The sequence below is a fragment of the Parashewanella curva genome, assembly GCF_003675895.1.
GTDB classification, from domain to species: domain Bacteria; phylum Pseudomonadota; class Gammaproteobacteria; order Enterobacterales; family Shewanellaceae; genus Parashewanella; species Parashewanella curva.
In genome coordinates, this window is record NZ_ML014771.1 from 1 (window position 1) to 17,715 (window position 17,715).

The following is a 17,715-nucleotide window of genomic DNA, read 5'->3' on the forward strand; positions in this document are numbered from 1 at the left end:
CCTTTTGCCCTGCACACTTGCTCAGTTGGTAATTGTTCAGTTGATCTCGAATTACAGTGCACTTCTAGAGGCTGCCAAACTTTATTCATTTCAACAGTAAGTTGATAAAGCTGCTTTGTATCGGTCTTGTGCACGCTGACACTATGGGATAATTGTTTCTGTTTGTTTATAGCTGGTATCGCTAAGGCTCTTCGCAAGCTTTGAACAGCTTCTTCTCTAGGCTTTGCTCTTATATTCATAGGGGAGTGTTCAATCGAAAGCCAGTTTATCTCTTGAGGAGGAGGTGGAGTTTTTGGTGAGTGAGTTTGAGTATAAATAAAGCAAACTGCTTTAATTGACTCCAATTCTGCTTTTAATGAAACAGCATGACTATCTAACTCTTTATCTTTTAATGTTCGATATAACCAGCCATTTGGAGAGGTACTGACAAAAACCAAAGAATCAAGAGTTGGGCAAAAATATGATTCAAGTGATCCTGCAGGCATTAATTGAAGCAAAAAATAGTTAATAGACTTAATAATTAATTCGAAATTAGTTTTAATAGGGAAACATTTAATTGTGTTTAAATAAAAAATTAATGGCAATATACTTGCTGGAGGCATTAAATGTTTATAAAAACGAAAGCAACATACAATATAGTTTAGTTTTTCTTTATCTCCACTTTTATCTGTGCTAAAAACATTATCAAACATTACTTTATGTAGTTGCTCCATAAATTCAAAGCTGCTAAGTGCATTTTTTGAGAGTCGCGTATTAATATTGATATTAAAACAAGAAAAAGACTCCATTCTTTCCAAAAACCATTCAACATTCATTATTAGTTGTGCATAGATTTCGCAAAACAATGGTAGTTCTGGTTTTAATTGATAAAGATTAATTAACATGAAGCCACAGTTGAAAACTTTAATTTGAGAAAAGATGAACTGATCAAATGTGAGTGTACTCATAAAGTCACTCAAATGAGTTCTTGGTATTTTTGTCATTTCTTCTTCGGTAATATTTCCTGCAAGCCCTTTTAAAATACTGAGTGATAAATTAAACCATAATTGAAGCGAGTTTAATCCTTTAGATAAGTTAAGTGTAGTATTTAAGTGTAATGTTGCTTTTGCTCTATCAGCAACAAGTTGAAGGGACTGAAGTTCTGGACTCAACGCAGATTTTTGAATTTCAGCGAATTCTTTTGATGAGGTGTAATCAATATATAAGCGAAAAATTTCTAAATATAATGTGGCTGCTTGTTGCTCTTTATCTATTTTTGAGGTTTCTGTATCAACTTTGAGGTCTTTAATTTTTTTCAAAAGTATTGTTGACTGCCTGTAAAAAAAACCTATCTTATGACCTAAACGCTCAACACACTGTTGATCTAATAATTTATTTGGTGACAGTGAAAGACCAATATGTTCAGCACCTGAAAGCTCTGGCGTTGACAAAGTTTTTTTTGGTTGATGCTCGGCTAAGGGTTTGGTTTCCTCTGCAACATAGGTGTCTTCAGCTTCATTCCACCCCATAGCTTGAGTAAGATACCCTACGCCAGTTTGAATAAGTTGAAACATTTTACCTCGGAGGTAGTAAGTTAATAATCTTCCTTTGTTTAATAATCCCTGTTATTTCACTATATCTAAGATGTGACTTAAAAAGGATTAAACTTCATTCATAGTTGTAAACGGATCTGATGAATTTATGTAGCTTAAAGTATTTAATAACATTATTTAAACGCAGTTATGTCGAGTCAGAAAACTCGCTTTTAGAAAATGATAAGAGAGCACATGGCTGATTGGATCCAACAAACATGATACTAATATCGGACTGATTAAAACTAAAAGAGGAGTAGCTTTGCTGTTAATTGATAACGGGACTTGTTTTGGTTTAAACCAGTGTAGATAGAATCGACTGGCACATTTATGTCCAATTACGTGTACACAATTACGTGTTTGAAACACTATATTTTCATTGGTTTTCTGCTCGGTTTAATTGAGTGGCTTAAGATTCAAAGCAAGCAAGTTACCATTGTTGAGTCATTTCGTTTGAATTAAGGCTTCGGATAAACTTTTACGGTCAAAAAACTGATATGAGCCTATGGCGTGTTTGCTGATGTGATCACTCCACCATTGCATGATTTTCTTTCTTTTCTTGAAATAGGTTGTGCGCTTATAAGCGGCACGGATTTTATTGGGTTCTACGTGCGCTAACGCGGCATCCACTGCTTCAGGATGGAAACCCTTTTCATTCAGTGTTGTGCTGGCCAAAGATCTAAAGCCGTGTGCTGTTGTTTTATTTCTGAGTCCCATTCTGCCTAATGCTTTGTTGATAGTCTCGGAATCTGTGGCTTGGCGATATTTGTATCTGGACGGGAACACATGTTCAAGGTGACCACTTAATGGCCTGACTGCCTCCAATATAGCTAAAGCTTGTTTGGTCAATGGAACCTTGTGCTCTCGGTTCATTTTCATTCGTTCTGGTGGGATCACCCATACCGCTTTTTCTATATCTATTTCACACCATTTTGTGCCAGCGGCTTCTGCTGGACGAACCATAGTATGCAGTTGCCATTCAATCAGGCATCGAGTACCGAAGTAAATATTGGCGCTGGCGATAGCTTGCATCAGCTCTTTGATATCATCGGGTTCCATTGCTCGAAGATGAGTCACTTTGGGTTTGCGAATTACTTTATTGATCCCCACCAATGGATTGAAATCGATCAAGCCACTGTTAACGGCATAGTTCATCACTTCATTCATAAGCTGGCCACAGCGTTTGACCATTTCTAGTTTGCCTTGCGCTTCAACTGGCCTAAGAATTTGGATAGCGATGGGAGCAGTGATTTCTTTTATTGGCATTGAGCCAAGGAAAGGGAATACGTAGTTTTCTAGTTTGCGCCAATTATCTGAAATGGTTTTAGGCTTTAGATGGCCTTCTTTGGTTGATTTCCATTACTGGGCAAGGGCTTCAAAGGTGTTAAATTGTTTTTGAATTTGTTTTAGTTTTTCTTTTTCACGGTGTACTTGTGGGTCAATTCCATCGATAACAGTCTCCGCATTTCTTGAGCATTTGATCTTGCATCAGCAAGAGAAACATCGGTAATAGAACCAAGGCCAATGCAAGCTTTATTTTTGTTTGTGGGGCGAGTATATCTGAACTCCCAAAATTTGGTCTGGTTTGGTTTCACGTATATGTATAAGCCACCACCATCGAATTTCCTTATCGCTTTGCCCGAAGACTTTAGGTGTTCAACCGTTTTTGCAGAAAGCTTATTGATAATAGGCATAACTCCTCCGGTATGTAACTGTTCAAGAGTATTTTGAGTACTTAATTCGTTACATACTTTGACGGAATTATTATTTTAAAACAGATGGATACTATATTTTTACTCAATAAATATTGAGTGAGGAATTCGATTCAGAACTCAAAAAAGTATGTAACTGCGAATCGGTTTTTGATTTAATCACATACTCAGTTACACACGCAAATCGTGGAACAGTCTAGAAGAGTTTGGACACTAACTGCTTGTTTAAGCTGGATTTTAGGTGTTGAAAAAGACGTGCTTGGACGTCTCTAGTATGGAATTTGGCGGTGAGGGAGGGATTCTACTTTGTTGTTTAACATGTTGATTTATAATGAGTTGTTGTTTGACCAAAAATAGAGTCATACATCGCGTCATACATGATAAGTTTTCTATTCCTAAAACGAATTACTTATTCTTTGATAAGTAATCGAGGCCAGCATCTGCAAAGGCTTTTAAGTCGATATAGTTCTCATGTTTAATTATGTGTTCCACAGTTTGCTGATCAATATTCAAGTAATCATGAACTAAGGCATTGCGCATACCAACAATCGCTCGCCAATTTACATTTACCACTTCAGGGATATTTTTTTCTTCTAGACGTTTGAAAGAGGCATAAGCATCAGCGGGGGATACACCGAAAAGCGATTTGTTCCAATGTTTTGATATTCCAATGCAAGCTTCAATTAGTATTTGCAATGTCCTTTCTGCTGCTCGATACTCATACCGCGAAAGAGAGCGCTCTACGATAATGGAATTCAACCCTCGTAGTTCAGAAACAATTAATTGCGTGTGTTCACGCATCGATAGAACGTAATGATTATCCATAGTGCCTATAATGATATTGATAGTCTAATTCCCACTTGCTCATGATTTTTTGCGTCAAAAACATTTCTTTTGCAGGATCTTTATTGACTAAGAGTTTACCTGTACTAATAACTTCCATAGCTAAAGGTATAGGGGCTACCTCTAAATCAAGAATAGATAGTTGATCAGTGTTTAAACCTAGCTGGTCACTCCATTGAAGCGCTAATGTTTCAGGCCTTAATCTGCGCTCCAAAGGATTATGTTCGTATTTAGAAAATATAACAGCCAAATCATAATCGCTTTTAATTGTTGCATTGCCTTTAGCTCTTGAGCCATATAACCATAGTGCGGCTATATCAGCTTGCTGAGATGCTTTTTTAATGATTTCAGAAATCATACCATGCCCCTATAAACGATTAACGACAAAGTCTAACATAGTCCACTACATTTTAGTCTTTATTGTTGACGTATCCCTAATTGTAGTTTCGCCATATCAACTCGGCATATTTAATAGACAATAGATGTGTGAGGTAAGTAGACAATAAGGTATTGAAAAGCAGTCCTTATTGTCGCTTAATTCCAAAATCAATAAAGTTAGATTTTAAATCTGGAATTTACAATATGTGACACAATATCACCCAAAGGCTTTGGCTTATCTGTTTCTGCGTCAACCTCACCAAAATTATCATATCGAGCGAGCTTAAATCCTATCCCTGTAGCTGTTTTAAAAATGCAGTATTCGCCAAAAATTGCGATAACCCAAAGGTATTCATCACCACTTTCATCAATATTTTCCCAAATTTCAGGTTGATACAGTTTGATGAGTCTCCAAAAGTTTTTCTCAAGTCCTTCCATTAAGAATTCTTCTGAAGCAATGATTTCCGAAAGCTTGGTATCACAGAACATATTCACCCGCTGTTTTGGAGTAACTTGTGTAACCAGAGATTCTAAAGGATTCTGTAAGCGATTAGAAAGGCTTTTTAGCAACAAATAAAACTGTAATTTTATTTGTAACAGTAAAGTAACCTAGTTACAGATTATCTTGATATCAATATCGTCTTGAGATTCATTCTTGAACACAAAAATCCCACACATACTCGTACTGAAAATGGCTCATTTTGATTCATTTTGGCTCATTTGAATCGAGAATAGCTCATTTGAAAATATACTTTACGACAAGTGTTTACACATGATTTTGAGTGTGTGATTTTGCCAGCATTAGTTTTGTAAATCTGATGCTTTCAAGGATGTGAAGTGTCTTTCATAAATAACTCTAGCCCTAAATTTGGGCATATACTTGGAGTAGATGATGAAAGTAAATTCACTCAATACCAATACTGCCACCAATTCGATTCTATCAAGCAGATCTCGGGCGCTGGTCGCCCATCTTTTTTTGATTTCTATTTTGCTAATGGCTCCCGAACTTGCCTTTGCCGATCCCATATCTTCAGAAAGAAAAAAGGTCTCTTCAATCTTAATAGCAGGAATTAAAGAAATTTTATTAAATTCCCCACTAGAAAAAACTGGTAATGGAATAGAACCTCTTAAACTCGGTGAAGATAGCCTAAAAAAAGAAGCCCTTATTCAAATCAAGACGCTAAAAAGTCTAACTTATAGACAGGAGAAAAATTCTGAACTCCTACGCCTAACCCAAAAGTATATAAAGCTAGGAAGGTACGACTTAGCCGTAATTTTTTCACAAGAAATAACCTACAGACACCAAAAAAACTCACTATCAACTCAGATAGCGCAAGCGTCAATAACATCAGGGGACTTTGACACTGCTCAAAAGGCTATTGATGCAATTACATTTACCTCAGATAAAAATCAATTGACTCAGGCATTATTAAAAAGAGTAGGGTCTAAATAAATTGGAATTAAGCTGCACGCAAGTTATTTAATTTTTTAAACAGCCCAATAAACAAACACCTAAACGTCATACTTTAATTATTTGATCTCAAAGATATACATCTCAAAAGTATCTATGGCAAAATCAAACGAATATAAAAGTGCCATAGCCTTGAAGGATTAAGTTGTTCATGAGCATCAATAAATCAACGCTTACAGAAACCGATATCATCACCAAATTCATTTTACCTGCAGTTAAAGATGCTGGCTGGGATGATATGACTCAAATCCGTCAAGAAGTGAAGCTTCGAGATGGCAAAGTAATCGTTCGAGGCAAAGTTGCGGCTCGTAAAAAAGTAAAATCTGCCGATATCGTTTTATATCACAAACCAAATATGCCATTGGCAGTTATTGAAGCCAAAGCCAATAAGCATGAAGTTGGCAAAGGCATGCAGCAAGGTTTGGATTACGCTAAGTTACTCGACGTACCATTTGTTTTTGCGTCTAATGGCGATGGCTTCATATTTCACGATAAAACAAACCCAAATCAGTTAGAGACTGAAATTCGATTAGAAGATTTCCCTACTCCCCTGCAATTGCGTGATAAATACTGCCAATGGAAAGGTTACAAACAATCACAACTTTCCGTATTAGAGCAAGACTATTACGATGACGGTAGTGGCAAATCGCCACGTTATTACCAAATGCAAGCGGTCAATAAAACCTTGGAGGCTATATCAGCAGGTCAAGACCGAATTCTTCTGGTTATGGCTACTGGCACAGGTAAGACCTACACAGCATTCCAAATTATCTGGCGCTTGTGGAAAGCAAAAGCCAAAAAACGCATCTTGTTTCTAGCTGATAGAAATGTACTGGTCGATCAAACACGCATCAATGACTTTCAGCCTTTTGGCACCGCAATGACAAAAGTCGAAAAGCGCAATGTCGATCCTGCATACGAAGTCCACTTAGCTTTATATCAAGCCCTTACAGGTCCTGAAGAATCACAAAAAGCCTATAAGCAGGTAGACCCAAACTTCTTTGATCTAATCATTATCGACGAGTGCCACCGTGGAAGTGCCGCTGATGATAGCGCTTGGCGAGAAATCCTTGAGTATTTCGGTAGTGCCACTCAAGTAGGTTTAACCGCAACGCCAAAAGAAACAGACGAAGTATCTAACACCGATTACTTTGGTGATCCTGTCTACACCTACAGCTTGAAAGAAGGCATTGAAGACGGATTTCTAGCCCCTTATAAAGTTGTGCGTGTCGATATCGACATTGACCTACAAGGTTGGCGTCCACAAAAAGATCAAAAAGACAAACACGGCGAAACCATCGAAGACCGAATATACAATCAAAACGACTTTGACCGTACAATGGTCATTGACGAACGCACAGAGCTTGTAGCCAGAACCATTACCAACTATCTCAAGCGAACAGATCCAATGGCGAAGACCATTGTATTCTGTAATGATATCGATCACGCTGAACGAATGCGTCGAGCATTGGTCAATCTTAACCCTGAACAAGTCGCCAAGAACGATAAATACGTCATGAAGATAACGGGCGACGATGAAATTGGTAAAGCACAGCTTGATTACTTTATAGATCCTAAAAAAGCCTACCCAGTCATAGCCACAACATCAGAGTTGATGACAACAGGTGTAGATGCTAAAACCTGTAAGTTAGTAGTGTTAGATCAAAACATTCAATCTATGACCAAGTTTAAGCAGATCATTGGTCGTGGTACTCGTATTGATGATAAATACAATAAACTGTGGTTCACCATTCTAGACTTCAAAAAAGCCACAGAATTATTTGCTGACGAACGCTTCGATGGTATCCCAGAAAAAGTCAAAGTGGCTAAGCCAGAAGACATTAATAACGGCAAAGACAATTTAGACGATGATGAAGACGACCAAACTGGTATTGATTCACCATTTGATGGTGAAGAGAGTGGTGATGTAAATAAACCAACACCAACTTACGGCGGTGACACATCTTCAATACCTGATGATTCTGGAACACCAATCGATGATGCCCCCTCAGTCCGCAAATTTCATGTAAATGGAGTACCGGTTACAGTAATAGCTGAACGAGTCCAGTATTATGACACCGATGGTAAATTGGTGACTGAGTCTTTTAAAGACTACACCCGAAAAACATTAGTTAAACAATTTGCAACCTTAGATGACTTTACCAAAAAGTGGAACGCAACGGATCGCAAGCAAGCCATCATAGACGAACTTGAAAGCTTAGGCGTACTGTGGGAAGTGCTTGAGCAAGAAGTAGGGAAAGAGCTCGATCCTTTCGATCTCATTTGCCATGTTGTGTATGATCAGCCTGCATTAACTCGTAAAGAACGTGCGGAAAACGTTAAAAAGCGTAACTACTTCACTAAGTACTCTGAAACAGCACAAGAAGTGCTTAATTCACTGTTAGACAAATATGCCGACGAAGGTGTATTAGAAATTGAGAACAAAAACATACTTAAGGTTGCCCCATTTACCAATATAGGGCGTCCGATTGAAATCGTTAAAAAAGGCTTTGGTAAACCAGCTGATTACGAGCAAGCCATTAGTGAGCTAGAAGCTGAAATCTATCGCTCAGCCTAAACAAGTATTACAGCACAATAACCAAATAAATTAAGGCTCCAGTAAATAAATAAGCGATAAGCTGTCGATTATAAATTAGCTCTGAATTGTCATACCCGCGAAGGCGGGTATCCTGTGCCTTTTATTAATAAATTTAAAAGGCGCTAGACTCCTGCCTTCGCAGGAGTGACAGAAGAACTTATTGACAAGCGCTTAGATACTAGAGCCTTTGCAGTAACTAATAAGAGAAAATCATGTCAATCAGTTCAGTTATCAAATCAATACAAGACATCATGCGTAAAGACGCTGGTGTCGATGGTGATGCCCAGCGCCTTGGTCAAATGTCTTGGCTGCTATTTCTAAAAATATTCGATGCCCAAGAAGAAGAACTAGAATTTGAGCAAGATAACTACCGTACGCCAATTCCAGAGAAATACCTATGGCGTAGTTGGGCTGCTGACAGCCAAGGTATCACTGGCGATGACTTACTCGATTTCATCAATGACGATTTATTCCCAAGCCTGAAAAACCTCACAGCACCAATCAACACTAACCCAAGAGGTCATGTAGTAAAGTCTGCATTTAGCGATGCGTTTAACTACATGAAAAACGGGACTCTTTTACGTCAGGTTATCAACAAGCTTAATGAGATTGACTTTACCGACTCAAACGAGCGCCATCTATTTGGTGATATCTACGAACAAATCTTGCGAGACTTACAAAGCGCAGGTAATGCTGGCGAGTTTTATACTCCTCGTGCCGTTACTCGATTTATGGTCAATCGTATCAACCCTAAACTGGGTGAAAACATCATGGATCCAGCCTGTGGTACAGGTGGCTTCCTTGCATGCTCAATGGATCACCTAAAAGAACAAGTAAAAACCACTGACGATCACAAGGTACTTCAACAGCAAATCCATGGAGTTGAAAAAAAGCAATTACCTCACCTTCTCTGTACCACCAATATGCTGTTACACGGCATCGAAGTACCAGTACAGATAAAACATGGCAATACGTTAAATCAACCTTTGAGTAGTTGGGATAACAATGTAGATGTTATCGTTACCAACCCTCCATTTGGCGGCACAGAAGAAGACGGCATTGAAAAAAACTTCCCAGCCGAAATGCGTACCCGTGAAACTGCAGACTTATTTTTACAGTTGATCATTGAAGTATTAAGAGATGGCGGTCGTGCCGCAGTTGTACTACCAGACGGTACTTTATTTGGTGAAGGCGTAAAAACCAAAATAAAGAAATTGCTCACCGAAGAATGTAACTTACACACCATTGTTCGTTTACCTAATGGCGTGTTTAACCCTTACACAGGTATTAAAACCAATATCTTGTTCTTTACCAAAGGCAAGCCGACTAAAGATATTTGGTATTACGAACACCCATACCCAGCTGGCGTAAAAAACTACAGCAAAACCAAGCCCATGAAGTTTGAAGAGTTCAAGGCGGAACAGGCATGGTGGGGCGATGAAGCCGACGGTTTTACAAAGCGTGTTAAAAATAAGCAAGCATGGAAAGTCAGCATAGATGAAGTCATTGCACGTAACTTCAACCTTGATATTAAAAACCCACACGTCGAAGAAACGGTAAACCACGACCCTGATGAACTCTTAGCCAAATATGCCGAGCAACAGCAACAAATCAATGGCTTGTTGAATGAGCTTAAAGGCATTTTGGGTGACGCCTTAATTGGAAATAAAGAGTTCGGAAGTAAAGAGCTTGGAGATAAGCAGTAATGTCTAACATAAATAACCTTATAACTGACAATATTGCTGACTGGACACTGGCAGTTCAAAAACGTAATGCGACAGGTCGTGGTTCAAGTAAAAAAATTGAACTTTATGGCATCACGAAGCTAAGAGAGCTGATTCTTGAGTTGGCTGTGCGAGGTAAGCTTGTGCCTCAGAATCCTGAAGATGAGCCTGCTTCTGTTTTGTTGGAACGAATTGCAACTGAAAAAGCAGGATTGATAAAAACCAAAAAAATCCGCAAAGCCAAAGTCGTTTCAGAAAACGAGATGCCACCAGTTTCGCCAAATGTGCCTGCTGGTTGGGGCTTGCCGACCATAGAAGAACTACTCATAAACAGCTCAGATAATATTGTAGATGGCCCTTTTGGCTCACGTTTAAAAGCTTCTGAATATACTGAAGTGGGTATACCCCTCATACGTATTCAGAATATTGACCGTAATAACTTCAAAATGGCTGGAGTACAGTATTTATCAGAGGAGAAGGCAGCTGAGTTGGAGCGTCATAGTTTTACAGCAGGTGATATTGTGCTGAATAAGTTAGGAGAGCCTACTGGTAAGGTCTGTATAGTTCCGCATGAACTTGAATATGGAATTATCGTTGCTGATTTGGTGAGAATAAGAGTCAACAGCAGTGAACACAACAAACAATATCTTGTTAATGCAATGAATTCTCCATTCGTTGCTAGACAGTTTTCAGGCTTGGCTAAAGGGGTTACAAGGCAGAGAGTAAACTTATCTCAAGTTAGAAGTTTAAAACTTCCTCTACCACCATTGTCAGAACAACACCGCATAGTCGCCAAAGTCAACGAACTTATGTGCTTATGCGACCAGCTAGAACAGCAAACCGAATCCAGCCTTACCGCACATGTAACACTGGTAGAAAACCTACTTGCCACACTAACCAATAGCACCGACGCTAACGAGTTGGAACAAAATTGGCAGCGCATAGCCGAACATTTCACTACCCTGTTCACCACAGAAGAAAGCATCGACCAACTCAAACAAACCGTATTACAACTTGCAGTAATGGGTAAACTTGTACCACAAGACCCAAACGACGAACCTGCATCAGTACTCCTTGAAAAAATCGCTGCAGAAAAGGCGCAATTGATCAAAGAAAAGAAGATCAAAAATCAGAAGGCATTGCCGCCAATATCTGAGGATGAGAAACCGTTTAATTTGCCTAATGGGTGGGAGTGGGCTCGTTTATCAGATATCGCAAATGTCATAGATCCTAACCCATCTCATAGAATGCCAAAGTATGTTGAAAACGGCATTCCCTTTATCTCAACCGAAAACTTCATCGCAAATGACAGTATCAGCTTTGAGATTGGTAAAAAGGTGACTCCACAAGTCTTGAATGATCAGGTCTCAAAGTTTGATATCAATGAGGGTGCTTTTGCTATGAGCCGAATTGGCACAATTGGTAAAACAAGGTTTTTACCGACTGATAGAAACTTTTGTATGTCTCATGCTTTGTGCGTCATTTCCCCCTTAGTGAGAACAATAAGCGAGCATTATCTGAGATTTGTTGTATCTGCAGAAAGTACATTAGTACAGGCTCATCGTGGAGTAAAAAGTATTGGTGTTCCAGACCTTGGCATGGGAGTTATTCGATCTATGTTGATACCAATTCCACCTGCTCCCAAACAACATAGAATCGTAATCAAAGTTGATCAGCTGATGACTATCTGCAACCAACTCAAAACCCAAATCCAACAAGCCCAACAAACCCGCCTGCATCTTGCCGATGCCATGGTTGAACAAGCATTAGGAGAATAAATCAATATGTTAAGAGTGAATGCCAGAGGACCGATTGCCAGAAAAGTCATCAGCAAATATCGTAATGAGTTACGACAAAAAGTGGTTTCTCTTAATGCAATAAAACAAGGTAAAACGATTGCGGAAGAAATGCTACAGGGCGCAAAATTGCCTGATGAATTTGAAGGCTATGATCCATTGCATGCGGTTTATGTTTATGGGCAAAATCAACTATCAATCTTCGCTGAGTTATTTTTAACTGGCTTTAAGGAAATAGAAAAGTTAGGTTTAGCCATGGTCGACGCTGAAGATGAGTTTCAGCCAAGCTATCCACCTATGAGCCCTGTAACAAATTCTTATTTCTTTCTTTGGCAAATGTGTGATTTAAGTACTCAGGGCGCAAAAAAAGAATCCATGGCTTCAATTGTGATTGATTTTTTAAAGCATATTGGTGATTTTCCTTTATCCATCATACAAGTCTTTGAAGCTATGGAAGCCTCAAGGAATGGTATCTATTTACATCAAGGGTTTGATGAAAAAACAAAAAGGGTGTTACTAAAAGAGTTAATCACAGGACAACAACACAGTGTTCATGTTGCCTCTGGCTATCAAGGTGAAGAAGATGAAGTTTGGATTTGCCGTTTATTGTCGTCTCCGTTTAACCATTTATCTCTAGATTATTCTGTGGCTGTAACTACGCCTTATGTTCATAAGGTGCTCCCAACATCGCCGTTATCAAAATGGCTGCAATATAACGAGTATATGCAATCGACAATGCCAAAGTCAGGGATTGGCGACCCAATTAAAGCCTATGAGCACATTATGAAATACGGCTTGCACCAATACTATTGGCTTGAAATTATCTTTGAGGCGTACTCAAATTATGATGAACAAGCGATCTATATATACGGCTCGCCTGCTTATCCACAATCCTTCCCTCATTTTTGTGAAGAAAAAGCAAAAGCTTACAATCTTGTATAACTGAGAAGTACAAAATGACAATCTCTATCGACAGAAAAAAACGCCGTGAAATTGAATCACAGCAAAAAAAAGCGCTAAAAAAGTTAAATAAATTAATGCGTCAAGGTAACGCTAAGCTCAACTCTAATATTAATTTTGATGCCTCTATACATGGGCTGCCTGCAATGTCCGACGCAGTATCAGATTATATTGATGCCATTGGCGCAGGTTATGATACTGAACAACTGGTTGATTTAATCGCGAGTTGTTGGAATCTAGGGCATTACAGCACAGAAGTTTCAGCGCTGATTTGGAAAATAATGGTTGAACCTGTGTTGATGTTGAGAGGGCTTAGTCAAGATCAGCACCTTATCACTATTTTAAAACAAATATCTGTCGATCGTGCTGATAAATATGCGTTTGATCCTAGAACCATATTGGGTTTCACAATCACACCACAAGACGAAGGTAAGTATAATTTTTACCTAGAGGTTAAATCCAGCAATCAAGATCCTCTCCAAGGCTTAGAACAAATGGCAAGTAATGCCGTAAATATGATTAGAGAATATGCAAAATCAATCAATTAAACTTGCTTTCTATAGGTACAGATAATGAGCAATCAAAAACGCAGAGCGCGGAGAGAGGCTGAGTTACTTAAGCGAAAGGCAATAAAGAAAATACAAAAGGCGGGCAGGAGCATATTGCCGCAAGAAAAAAAATGTGATTCAGCGTTCAGAAACTCTTGGTTTGAAGAGCATGTCTGAAATTATCCGTGAGCTGTCAGTGAATTTGTTATCTAAAGAAGATGAACTACAAATGACGGATATGATTTGCCATTGCTGGAATATTGGTGGTTTTCCAGAAGGGGATACGGCAGAGTTGTTGTGGAATACGCTAATTCAGCCTGTAATATCAAACTGTTATTCAGATCCACACCATGCTCTTGCTAATGAACTTCGTGCTATTACAAACAAACGCCGAAATCTTCATGCCGATGATTCAAGGTTTATCATCAATTTTGAATTAGAACCTTTAGGCGAATATGAAACACACTTAAATATTCGCTCCATCCTTGCCACTCCGGAACAATTTTTTGCTGTGTTTTTAGCAAATGATATGAGCCTCCACACATAACCATACAGTAAAAAGATATAAGGAAGGGTAAAATGATTACGTCAGATTACTACAACCAAAACGCTCAAGCGTTTTACGATGGCTCTATTAACGTAAATGTGCAGCCTTTGTATGATCGATTTTTACCTTATATTCCTAAAGGCGGCTCAATCATTGATGCTGGCTGTGGCTCAGGCCGAGATAGCAAATTTTTTGCAGAGCAGGGCTACCAAGTCACAGCATTTGATGCCAGTGAACAACTTGTTGAGTTGGCTAAAGCGCATACTCAGCTTACTATTTTTCATTCGACGTTTTTAAGTTTTGAGGTTAAAAAAGGGCGGTTTGATGCTATTTGGGCGTGTGCTTCATTACTTCATGTTTCGCAGACAGAATTGAATAAAACGTTTAAACATCTTGCACAGTTTTTAAAAGTTGGCGGTGTGTTTTATTGTTCGTTCAAATTAGGTGATGAAGAAGTAGAAAGTGGTGGTAGACGGTTTACCAATGTGAATGAAGCTTCGCTATCTAGTTATCTGGTTGATGCTCAATTAGAAATTAAAGAGCAGTGGTTGAGCGATGATCTACGTCCGGGTAGAGAAGGTGAAAAATGGTTGAATGCGCTTCTCGTCAAGAAAAATAGTTAAAAGTCTTAAAGGATTTAAGTTGTGCCTAAGCAATCTCTAGTTAAAACGGAATTTAAAAATGTATTAACGGTAGGTGGCGATAATGATCATCTACTTGCAAAATTGCTTTATGCAATAAACAACGCTACCGAAATTGATATTGCGGTATCGTTTGTGAAGCAATCTGGTTTACAGTTGATACTACCTGCTATTCAAGATGCAATTGAGCATCAACTCGATGCTGAGTCACCATTAAGACTTCGAATCATTACCTCTGATTATCTTGGTATTACATGCCCAATTGCTCTGCGTGAGTTGATTGCACTAGAGGGTGAAGGTGTCGAACTCAAAGTTTACACCGAGAAAAGTCGCAGCTTTCATATGAAATCGTACATCTTTGTGCGAACGGACAAAGCCAATAGCTTTTATCACGGTGCTGCTTTTATTGGTTCGAATAATATCAGTGAAAGTGCGCTGAAATCTGGACATGAGTGGTGTTTGCGCTTTGATTATAAAGAGCCTGATGACTCGTTTGAAGCTGAGCAGTTCAAACTGATTCGGCAAGAATTCGATAATATTTTTACTCACCCATACTCAGTCACACTGACCGATGATTGGATTAATGACTACATCAAACGTCGCAAAAAACCGAACTTACAAAGCGTTAGTGCGGACTGGATTGATGATGAAGAGTATTTGCCAAATTCAGCTCAAGTAGAAGCACTTCAAGCTCTTGCTTCAACACGAGCAAAGGATTTTGTTTCAGGTTTAGTGGTTTTAGCAACAGGTATGGGCAAAACGTGGCTTTCTGCTTTTGACGCTAAACAAATGCAAGCCAAACGTGTGTTGTTTGTGGCGCACCGAGAAGAAATTTTATCTCAAGCCCTCAATACCTTTGCCAAACTTTGGCCTGAAAAAACATCTGGTTTTTACAATGCTAAAAATAAAAATGTAGACAAGGACATGTTGTTTGCTTCGGTACAGACATTGGGTAAGCAGTCTCATCTCAGCAAGTTTGATATTAAACACTTTGACTATATAGTTGTGGATGAATTTCATCACGCCAGTGCTAAAACCTATCGCAATATCATCAACCATTTTTCATCTAAATTTTTGTTGGGATTAACTGCAACACCTGAACGTACAGACCAAGCCGATATTCTGTCGCTGTGTTCAGATAATTTAGTGTTTGAAAGAAATTTAGTGGATGGCATTAATTCAAAGTTATTGGTGCCATTCCATTATTACGGCATTTGGGATGAGTTTGTTGATTATCAAGCCATTCCTTGGCGCAATGGTAAGTTTGATCCCAAATCCTTAGATGCTGAGTTTGCAACCAAAAAACGTGCAAACCATATTTTTAAGCACTGGCAACAAAAACAACAAAGCCGAACACTTGCGTTTTGTGTATCTAAATCTCATGCCGATTATATGGCTGATGAGTTTAACGCTAAGTTCAACACTCAAGGATTCAAAGCGGTATCGGTTCATAGTGAATCCACGGTAAAACGTAATGAAGCGCTATCAATGTTAGATAAGGGCGAGATCAGCGTTATATTCTCTGTAGATTTATTCAATGAAGGCACAGACTTACCCTCCATTGATACAGTGTTGATGCTCAGACCCACCGAGTCCATCATTATCTTTTTACAGCAATTGGGGCGTGGTCTTCGTTTATCGGATACTAAAAAACAATTAGTGGTAGTTGATTTTATTGGCAATCATCAATCCTTTGGTAAGAATATTGAAGCTGTGGTTTCTGGTTCGTCTTCAGGTGGTGGAAATCGAGGTGGTAAACCAGAATTACCTGACGACTGCTATATCAATTACGATCCCAAATTAGTTGATTTTTGGAATACATTAAAGCGTACCTTTAGTAAATCAGCGGATGAATTTGTCGAATTGATGGGAAGACTTGGACATAGACCGACTGCCACTGAATTTTACAAAGCCAAGTACGATTTAAATAAAGCCGTTAAGCAGCACGGAAGTTGGTTTGATTTGGTTGCAGAGCAAACTAATGATTTTGATATAGCTCGAATACTCAAAGATCATCAAGTGTTTCTGTTACATGCGGTTCAACAAACCCGAATGACTAAATCGTTCAAGGGGATTTTGCTAAAAGCTTTCATCCTACTTGACGGTTTCAGAGTACCGCCAACATTGGAGTTGTTGGCTCAAAAAAGCCATAAGGTTCTATCTTCATATCCAGAAATAAAAGTATTAGATTTAGGCAGTACAGAAGTGAACTTAGTTGCTACTGACAAAAAATGGCTGACTTATTGGAATAAAAATCCTGTTAACTTTTCATGCAAAGCGGACAAGAATACTAATATCTCTTGGTTTAGGATTGAAGACGACAAATTCATAGCCAATTTTGACGTCGAAGATAATGACATCGAGCAATTAACAGAATGCGTAAACGAGTTGGTTGATTTTCAGTTGTCTCGATACGTCGATACTAAGCAAAAATCACAAGAAGAGAAATCTAAACCAGAAACTCCAGCTCAGCAAACTGTTAGAGAAGTAGCGAATGAGTCAATTGCTGCTAACCTTGTTCAGTTGCCGTATTTCCCAAATTTAAAAATCGCCTGTGGCCATTTTAAAGAAGGGACAGAAGAGGAAGCAGAATTGCTACATATTGACTTGCACAATGTTGATCCTCAAAGGCACTTTCTGGCACGAGCTTCAGGCAATTCAATGAATGGTGGCAAGAACCCAATTGAAGATGGTGACTTATTATTACTCGAACGGTTCACTCCAGTCAGCGCTGGTTCAATCACAGGTGTTACCGTAGCGATTGAACGCCAAGGTGTTGCATGTGATAACGAATATTTGCTTAGGGTTGTTGAAAAGCGCAGTGGTCAATATTGGCTTAAAGCGAATAATCCTGATTATGAAACAATTCAAGCAACAGAAGATATGGTGACCTTTGCTCGGTTTAAGCAGGTTATATTGATTTAG

At 38.8% G+C, this 17,715-nt stretch carries 15 protein-coding genes; 9 read left to right on the forward strand and 6 right to left on the reverse strand.

The window, feature by feature from the left end:
- From D5018_RS08840 to D5018_RS08860, 6 genes are all read right to left on the reverse strand, one after another.
- The coding region (locus D5018_RS08840; protein WP_133309264.1) for a hypothetical protein at positions 1 to 1,553 on the reverse strand (1,553 nt) is incomplete at its 3' end.
- A gap of 462 nt (positions 1,554 to 2,015) precedes the next feature.
- Complete coding sequence (locus tag D5018_RS08845) at positions 2,016 to 2,891, reverse strand: tyrosine-type recombinase/integrase (protein WP_416351537.1); 876 nt, start codon at positions 2,889 to 2,891, stop codon at positions 2,016 to 2,018.
- Between the two features lie 86 nt (positions 2,892 to 2,977).
- Positions 2,978 to 3,265 carry an Arm DNA-binding domain-containing protein gene (locus D5018_RS22115; protein ID WP_243637412.1) on the reverse strand — a complete coding sequence of 96 codons (288 nt, stop codon included), beginning with the start codon at positions 3,263 to 3,265 and terminating at the stop codon, positions 2,978 to 2,980.
- Between the two features lie 423 nt (positions 3,266 to 3,688).
- Complete coding sequence (gene hepT, locus D5018_RS08850) at positions 3,689 to 4,108, reverse strand: type VII toxin-antitoxin system HepT family RNase toxin (protein ID WP_121838650.1); 420 nt, start codon at positions 4,106 to 4,108, stop codon at positions 3,689 to 3,691.
- Positions 4,101 to 4,484 carry a type VII toxin-antitoxin system MntA family adenylyltransferase antitoxin gene (gene mntA / locus D5018_RS08855; protein WP_121838651.1) on the reverse strand — a complete coding sequence of 128 codons (384 nt, stop codon included), beginning with the start codon at positions 4,482 to 4,484 and terminating at the stop codon, positions 4,101 to 4,103. The genes hepT and mntA overlap by 8 nt, the downstream gene beginning before the upstream one ends.
- 197 nt (positions 4,485 to 4,681) lie before the next feature.
- The gene (locus D5018_RS08860) at positions 4,682 to 4,993 is read right to left on the reverse strand and encodes a hypothetical protein (protein ID WP_133309265.1); all 312 of its coding nucleotides are present in this window, start codon (positions 4,991 to 4,993) and stop codon (positions 4,682 to 4,684) included.
- A gap of 400 nt (positions 4,994 to 5,393) precedes the next feature.
- On the opposite strand from D5018_RS08860, the gene D5018_RS08865 reads away from it, so the two are divergent.
- The 9 genes from D5018_RS08865 to D5018_RS08905 all read left to right on the forward strand — a co-directional run bounded on the left by D5018_RS08865 (position 5,394) and on the right by D5018_RS08905 (position 17,715).
- Entirely contained in the window at positions 5,394 to 5,957 is a 564-nt protein-coding gene (locus D5018_RS08865) for a hypothetical protein (RefSeq protein ID WP_133309266.1), read from the forward strand.
- Between the two features lie 169 nt (positions 5,958 to 6,126).
- Positions 6,127 to 8,553, forward strand: a complete 2,427-nt coding sequence (gene hsdR / locus D5018_RS08870) for an EcoAI/FtnUII family type I restriction enzme subunit R (protein WP_207819255.1) — start codon at positions 6,127 to 6,129, stop codon at positions 8,551 to 8,553.
- A gap of 233 nt (positions 8,554 to 8,786) precedes the next feature.
- Positions 8,787 to 10,280 (forward strand): type I restriction-modification system subunit M, encoded by a 1,494-nt coding sequence (locus D5018_RS08875; protein ID WP_121838655.1) that lies wholly within the window; start codon positions 8,787 to 8,789, stop codon positions 10,278 to 10,280.
- On the forward strand, positions 10,280 to 12,076 hold the full coding sequence (locus D5018_RS08880) for a restriction endonuclease subunit S (protein ID WP_121838656.1): 1,797 nt from the start codon (positions 10,280 to 10,282) through the stop codon (positions 12,074 to 12,076). The genes D5018_RS08875 and D5018_RS08880 overlap by 1 nt, the downstream gene beginning before the upstream one ends.
- A gap of 6 nt (positions 12,077 to 12,082) precedes the next feature.
- The gene (locus D5018_RS08885) at positions 12,083 to 13,036 is read left to right on the forward strand and encodes a hypothetical protein (protein WP_121838657.1); all 954 of its coding nucleotides are present in this window, start codon (positions 12,083 to 12,085) and stop codon (positions 13,034 to 13,036) included.
- A gap of 14 nt (positions 13,037 to 13,050) precedes the next feature.
- On the forward strand, positions 13,051 to 13,602 hold the full coding sequence (locus tag D5018_RS08890) for a hypothetical protein (RefSeq protein WP_121838658.1): 552 nt from the start codon (positions 13,051 to 13,053) through the stop codon (positions 13,600 to 13,602).
- A gap of 169 nt (positions 13,603 to 13,771) precedes the next feature.
- Positions 13,772 to 14,149, forward strand: a complete 378-nt coding sequence (locus tag D5018_RS08895; RefSeq protein WP_121838659.1) for a hypothetical protein — start codon at positions 13,772 to 13,774, stop codon at positions 14,147 to 14,149.
- Positions 14,150 to 14,181: 32 nt separating this feature from the next.
- Positions 14,182 to 14,772 carry a class I SAM-dependent methyltransferase gene (locus tag D5018_RS08900; protein ID WP_121838660.1) on the forward strand — a complete coding sequence of 197 codons (591 nt, stop codon included), beginning with the start codon at positions 14,182 to 14,184 and terminating at the stop codon, positions 14,770 to 14,772.
- A 21-nt stretch (positions 14,773 to 14,793) separates the two neighbouring features.
- Positions 14,794 to 17,715 (forward strand): DEAD/DEAH box helicase family protein, encoded by a 2,922-nt coding sequence (locus D5018_RS08905; RefSeq protein WP_121838661.1) that lies wholly within the window; start codon positions 14,794 to 14,796, stop codon positions 17,713 to 17,715.

Bases quoted from the DNA above. Each gene is read 5' to 3' on its own strand.
- mntA (WP_121838651.1), bottom strand. From the start codon at position 4,484: ATGATTTCTGAAATCATTAAAAAAGCATCTCAGCAAGCTGATATAGCC.
- D5018_RS08900 (WP_121838660.1), top strand. From the start codon at position 14,182: ATGATTACGTCAGATTACTACAACCAAAACGCTCAAGCGTTTTACGAT.
- D5018_RS22115 (WP_243637412.1), bottom strand. From the start codon at position 3,265: ATGCCTATTATCAATAAGCTTTCTGCAAAAACGGTTGAACACCTAAAG.
- D5018_RS08890 (WP_121838658.1), top strand. From the start codon at position 13,051: ATGACAATCTCTATCGACAGAAAAAAACGCCGTGAAATTGAATCACAG.
- D5018_RS08885 (WP_121838657.1), top strand. From the start codon at position 12,083: ATGTTAAGAGTGAATGCCAGAGGACCGATTGCCAGAAAAGTCATCAGC.
- D5018_RS08860 (WP_133309265.1), bottom strand. From the start codon at position 4,993: ATGTTCTGTGATACCAAGCTTTCGGAAATCATTGCTTCAGAAGAATTC.
- D5018_RS08880 (WP_121838656.1), top strand. From the start codon at position 10,280: ATGTCTAACATAAATAACCTTATAACTGACAATATTGCTGACTGGACA.
- D5018_RS08895 (WP_121838659.1), top strand. From the start codon at position 13,772: ATGTCTGAAATTATCCGTGAGCTGTCAGTGAATTTGTTATCTAAAGAA.
- hsdR (WP_207819255.1), top strand. From the start codon at position 6,127: ATGAGCATCAATAAATCAACGCTTACAGAAACCGATATCATCACCAAA.
- D5018_RS08875 (WP_121838655.1), top strand. From the start codon at position 8,787: ATGTCAATCAGTTCAGTTATCAAATCAATACAAGACATCATGCGTAAA.
- D5018_RS08865 (WP_133309266.1), top strand. From the start codon at position 5,394: ATGATGAAAGTAAATTCACTCAATACCAATACTGCCACCAATTCGATT.
- hepT (WP_121838650.1), bottom strand. From the start codon at position 4,108: ATGGATAATCATTACGTTCTATCGATGCGTGAACACACGCAATTAATT.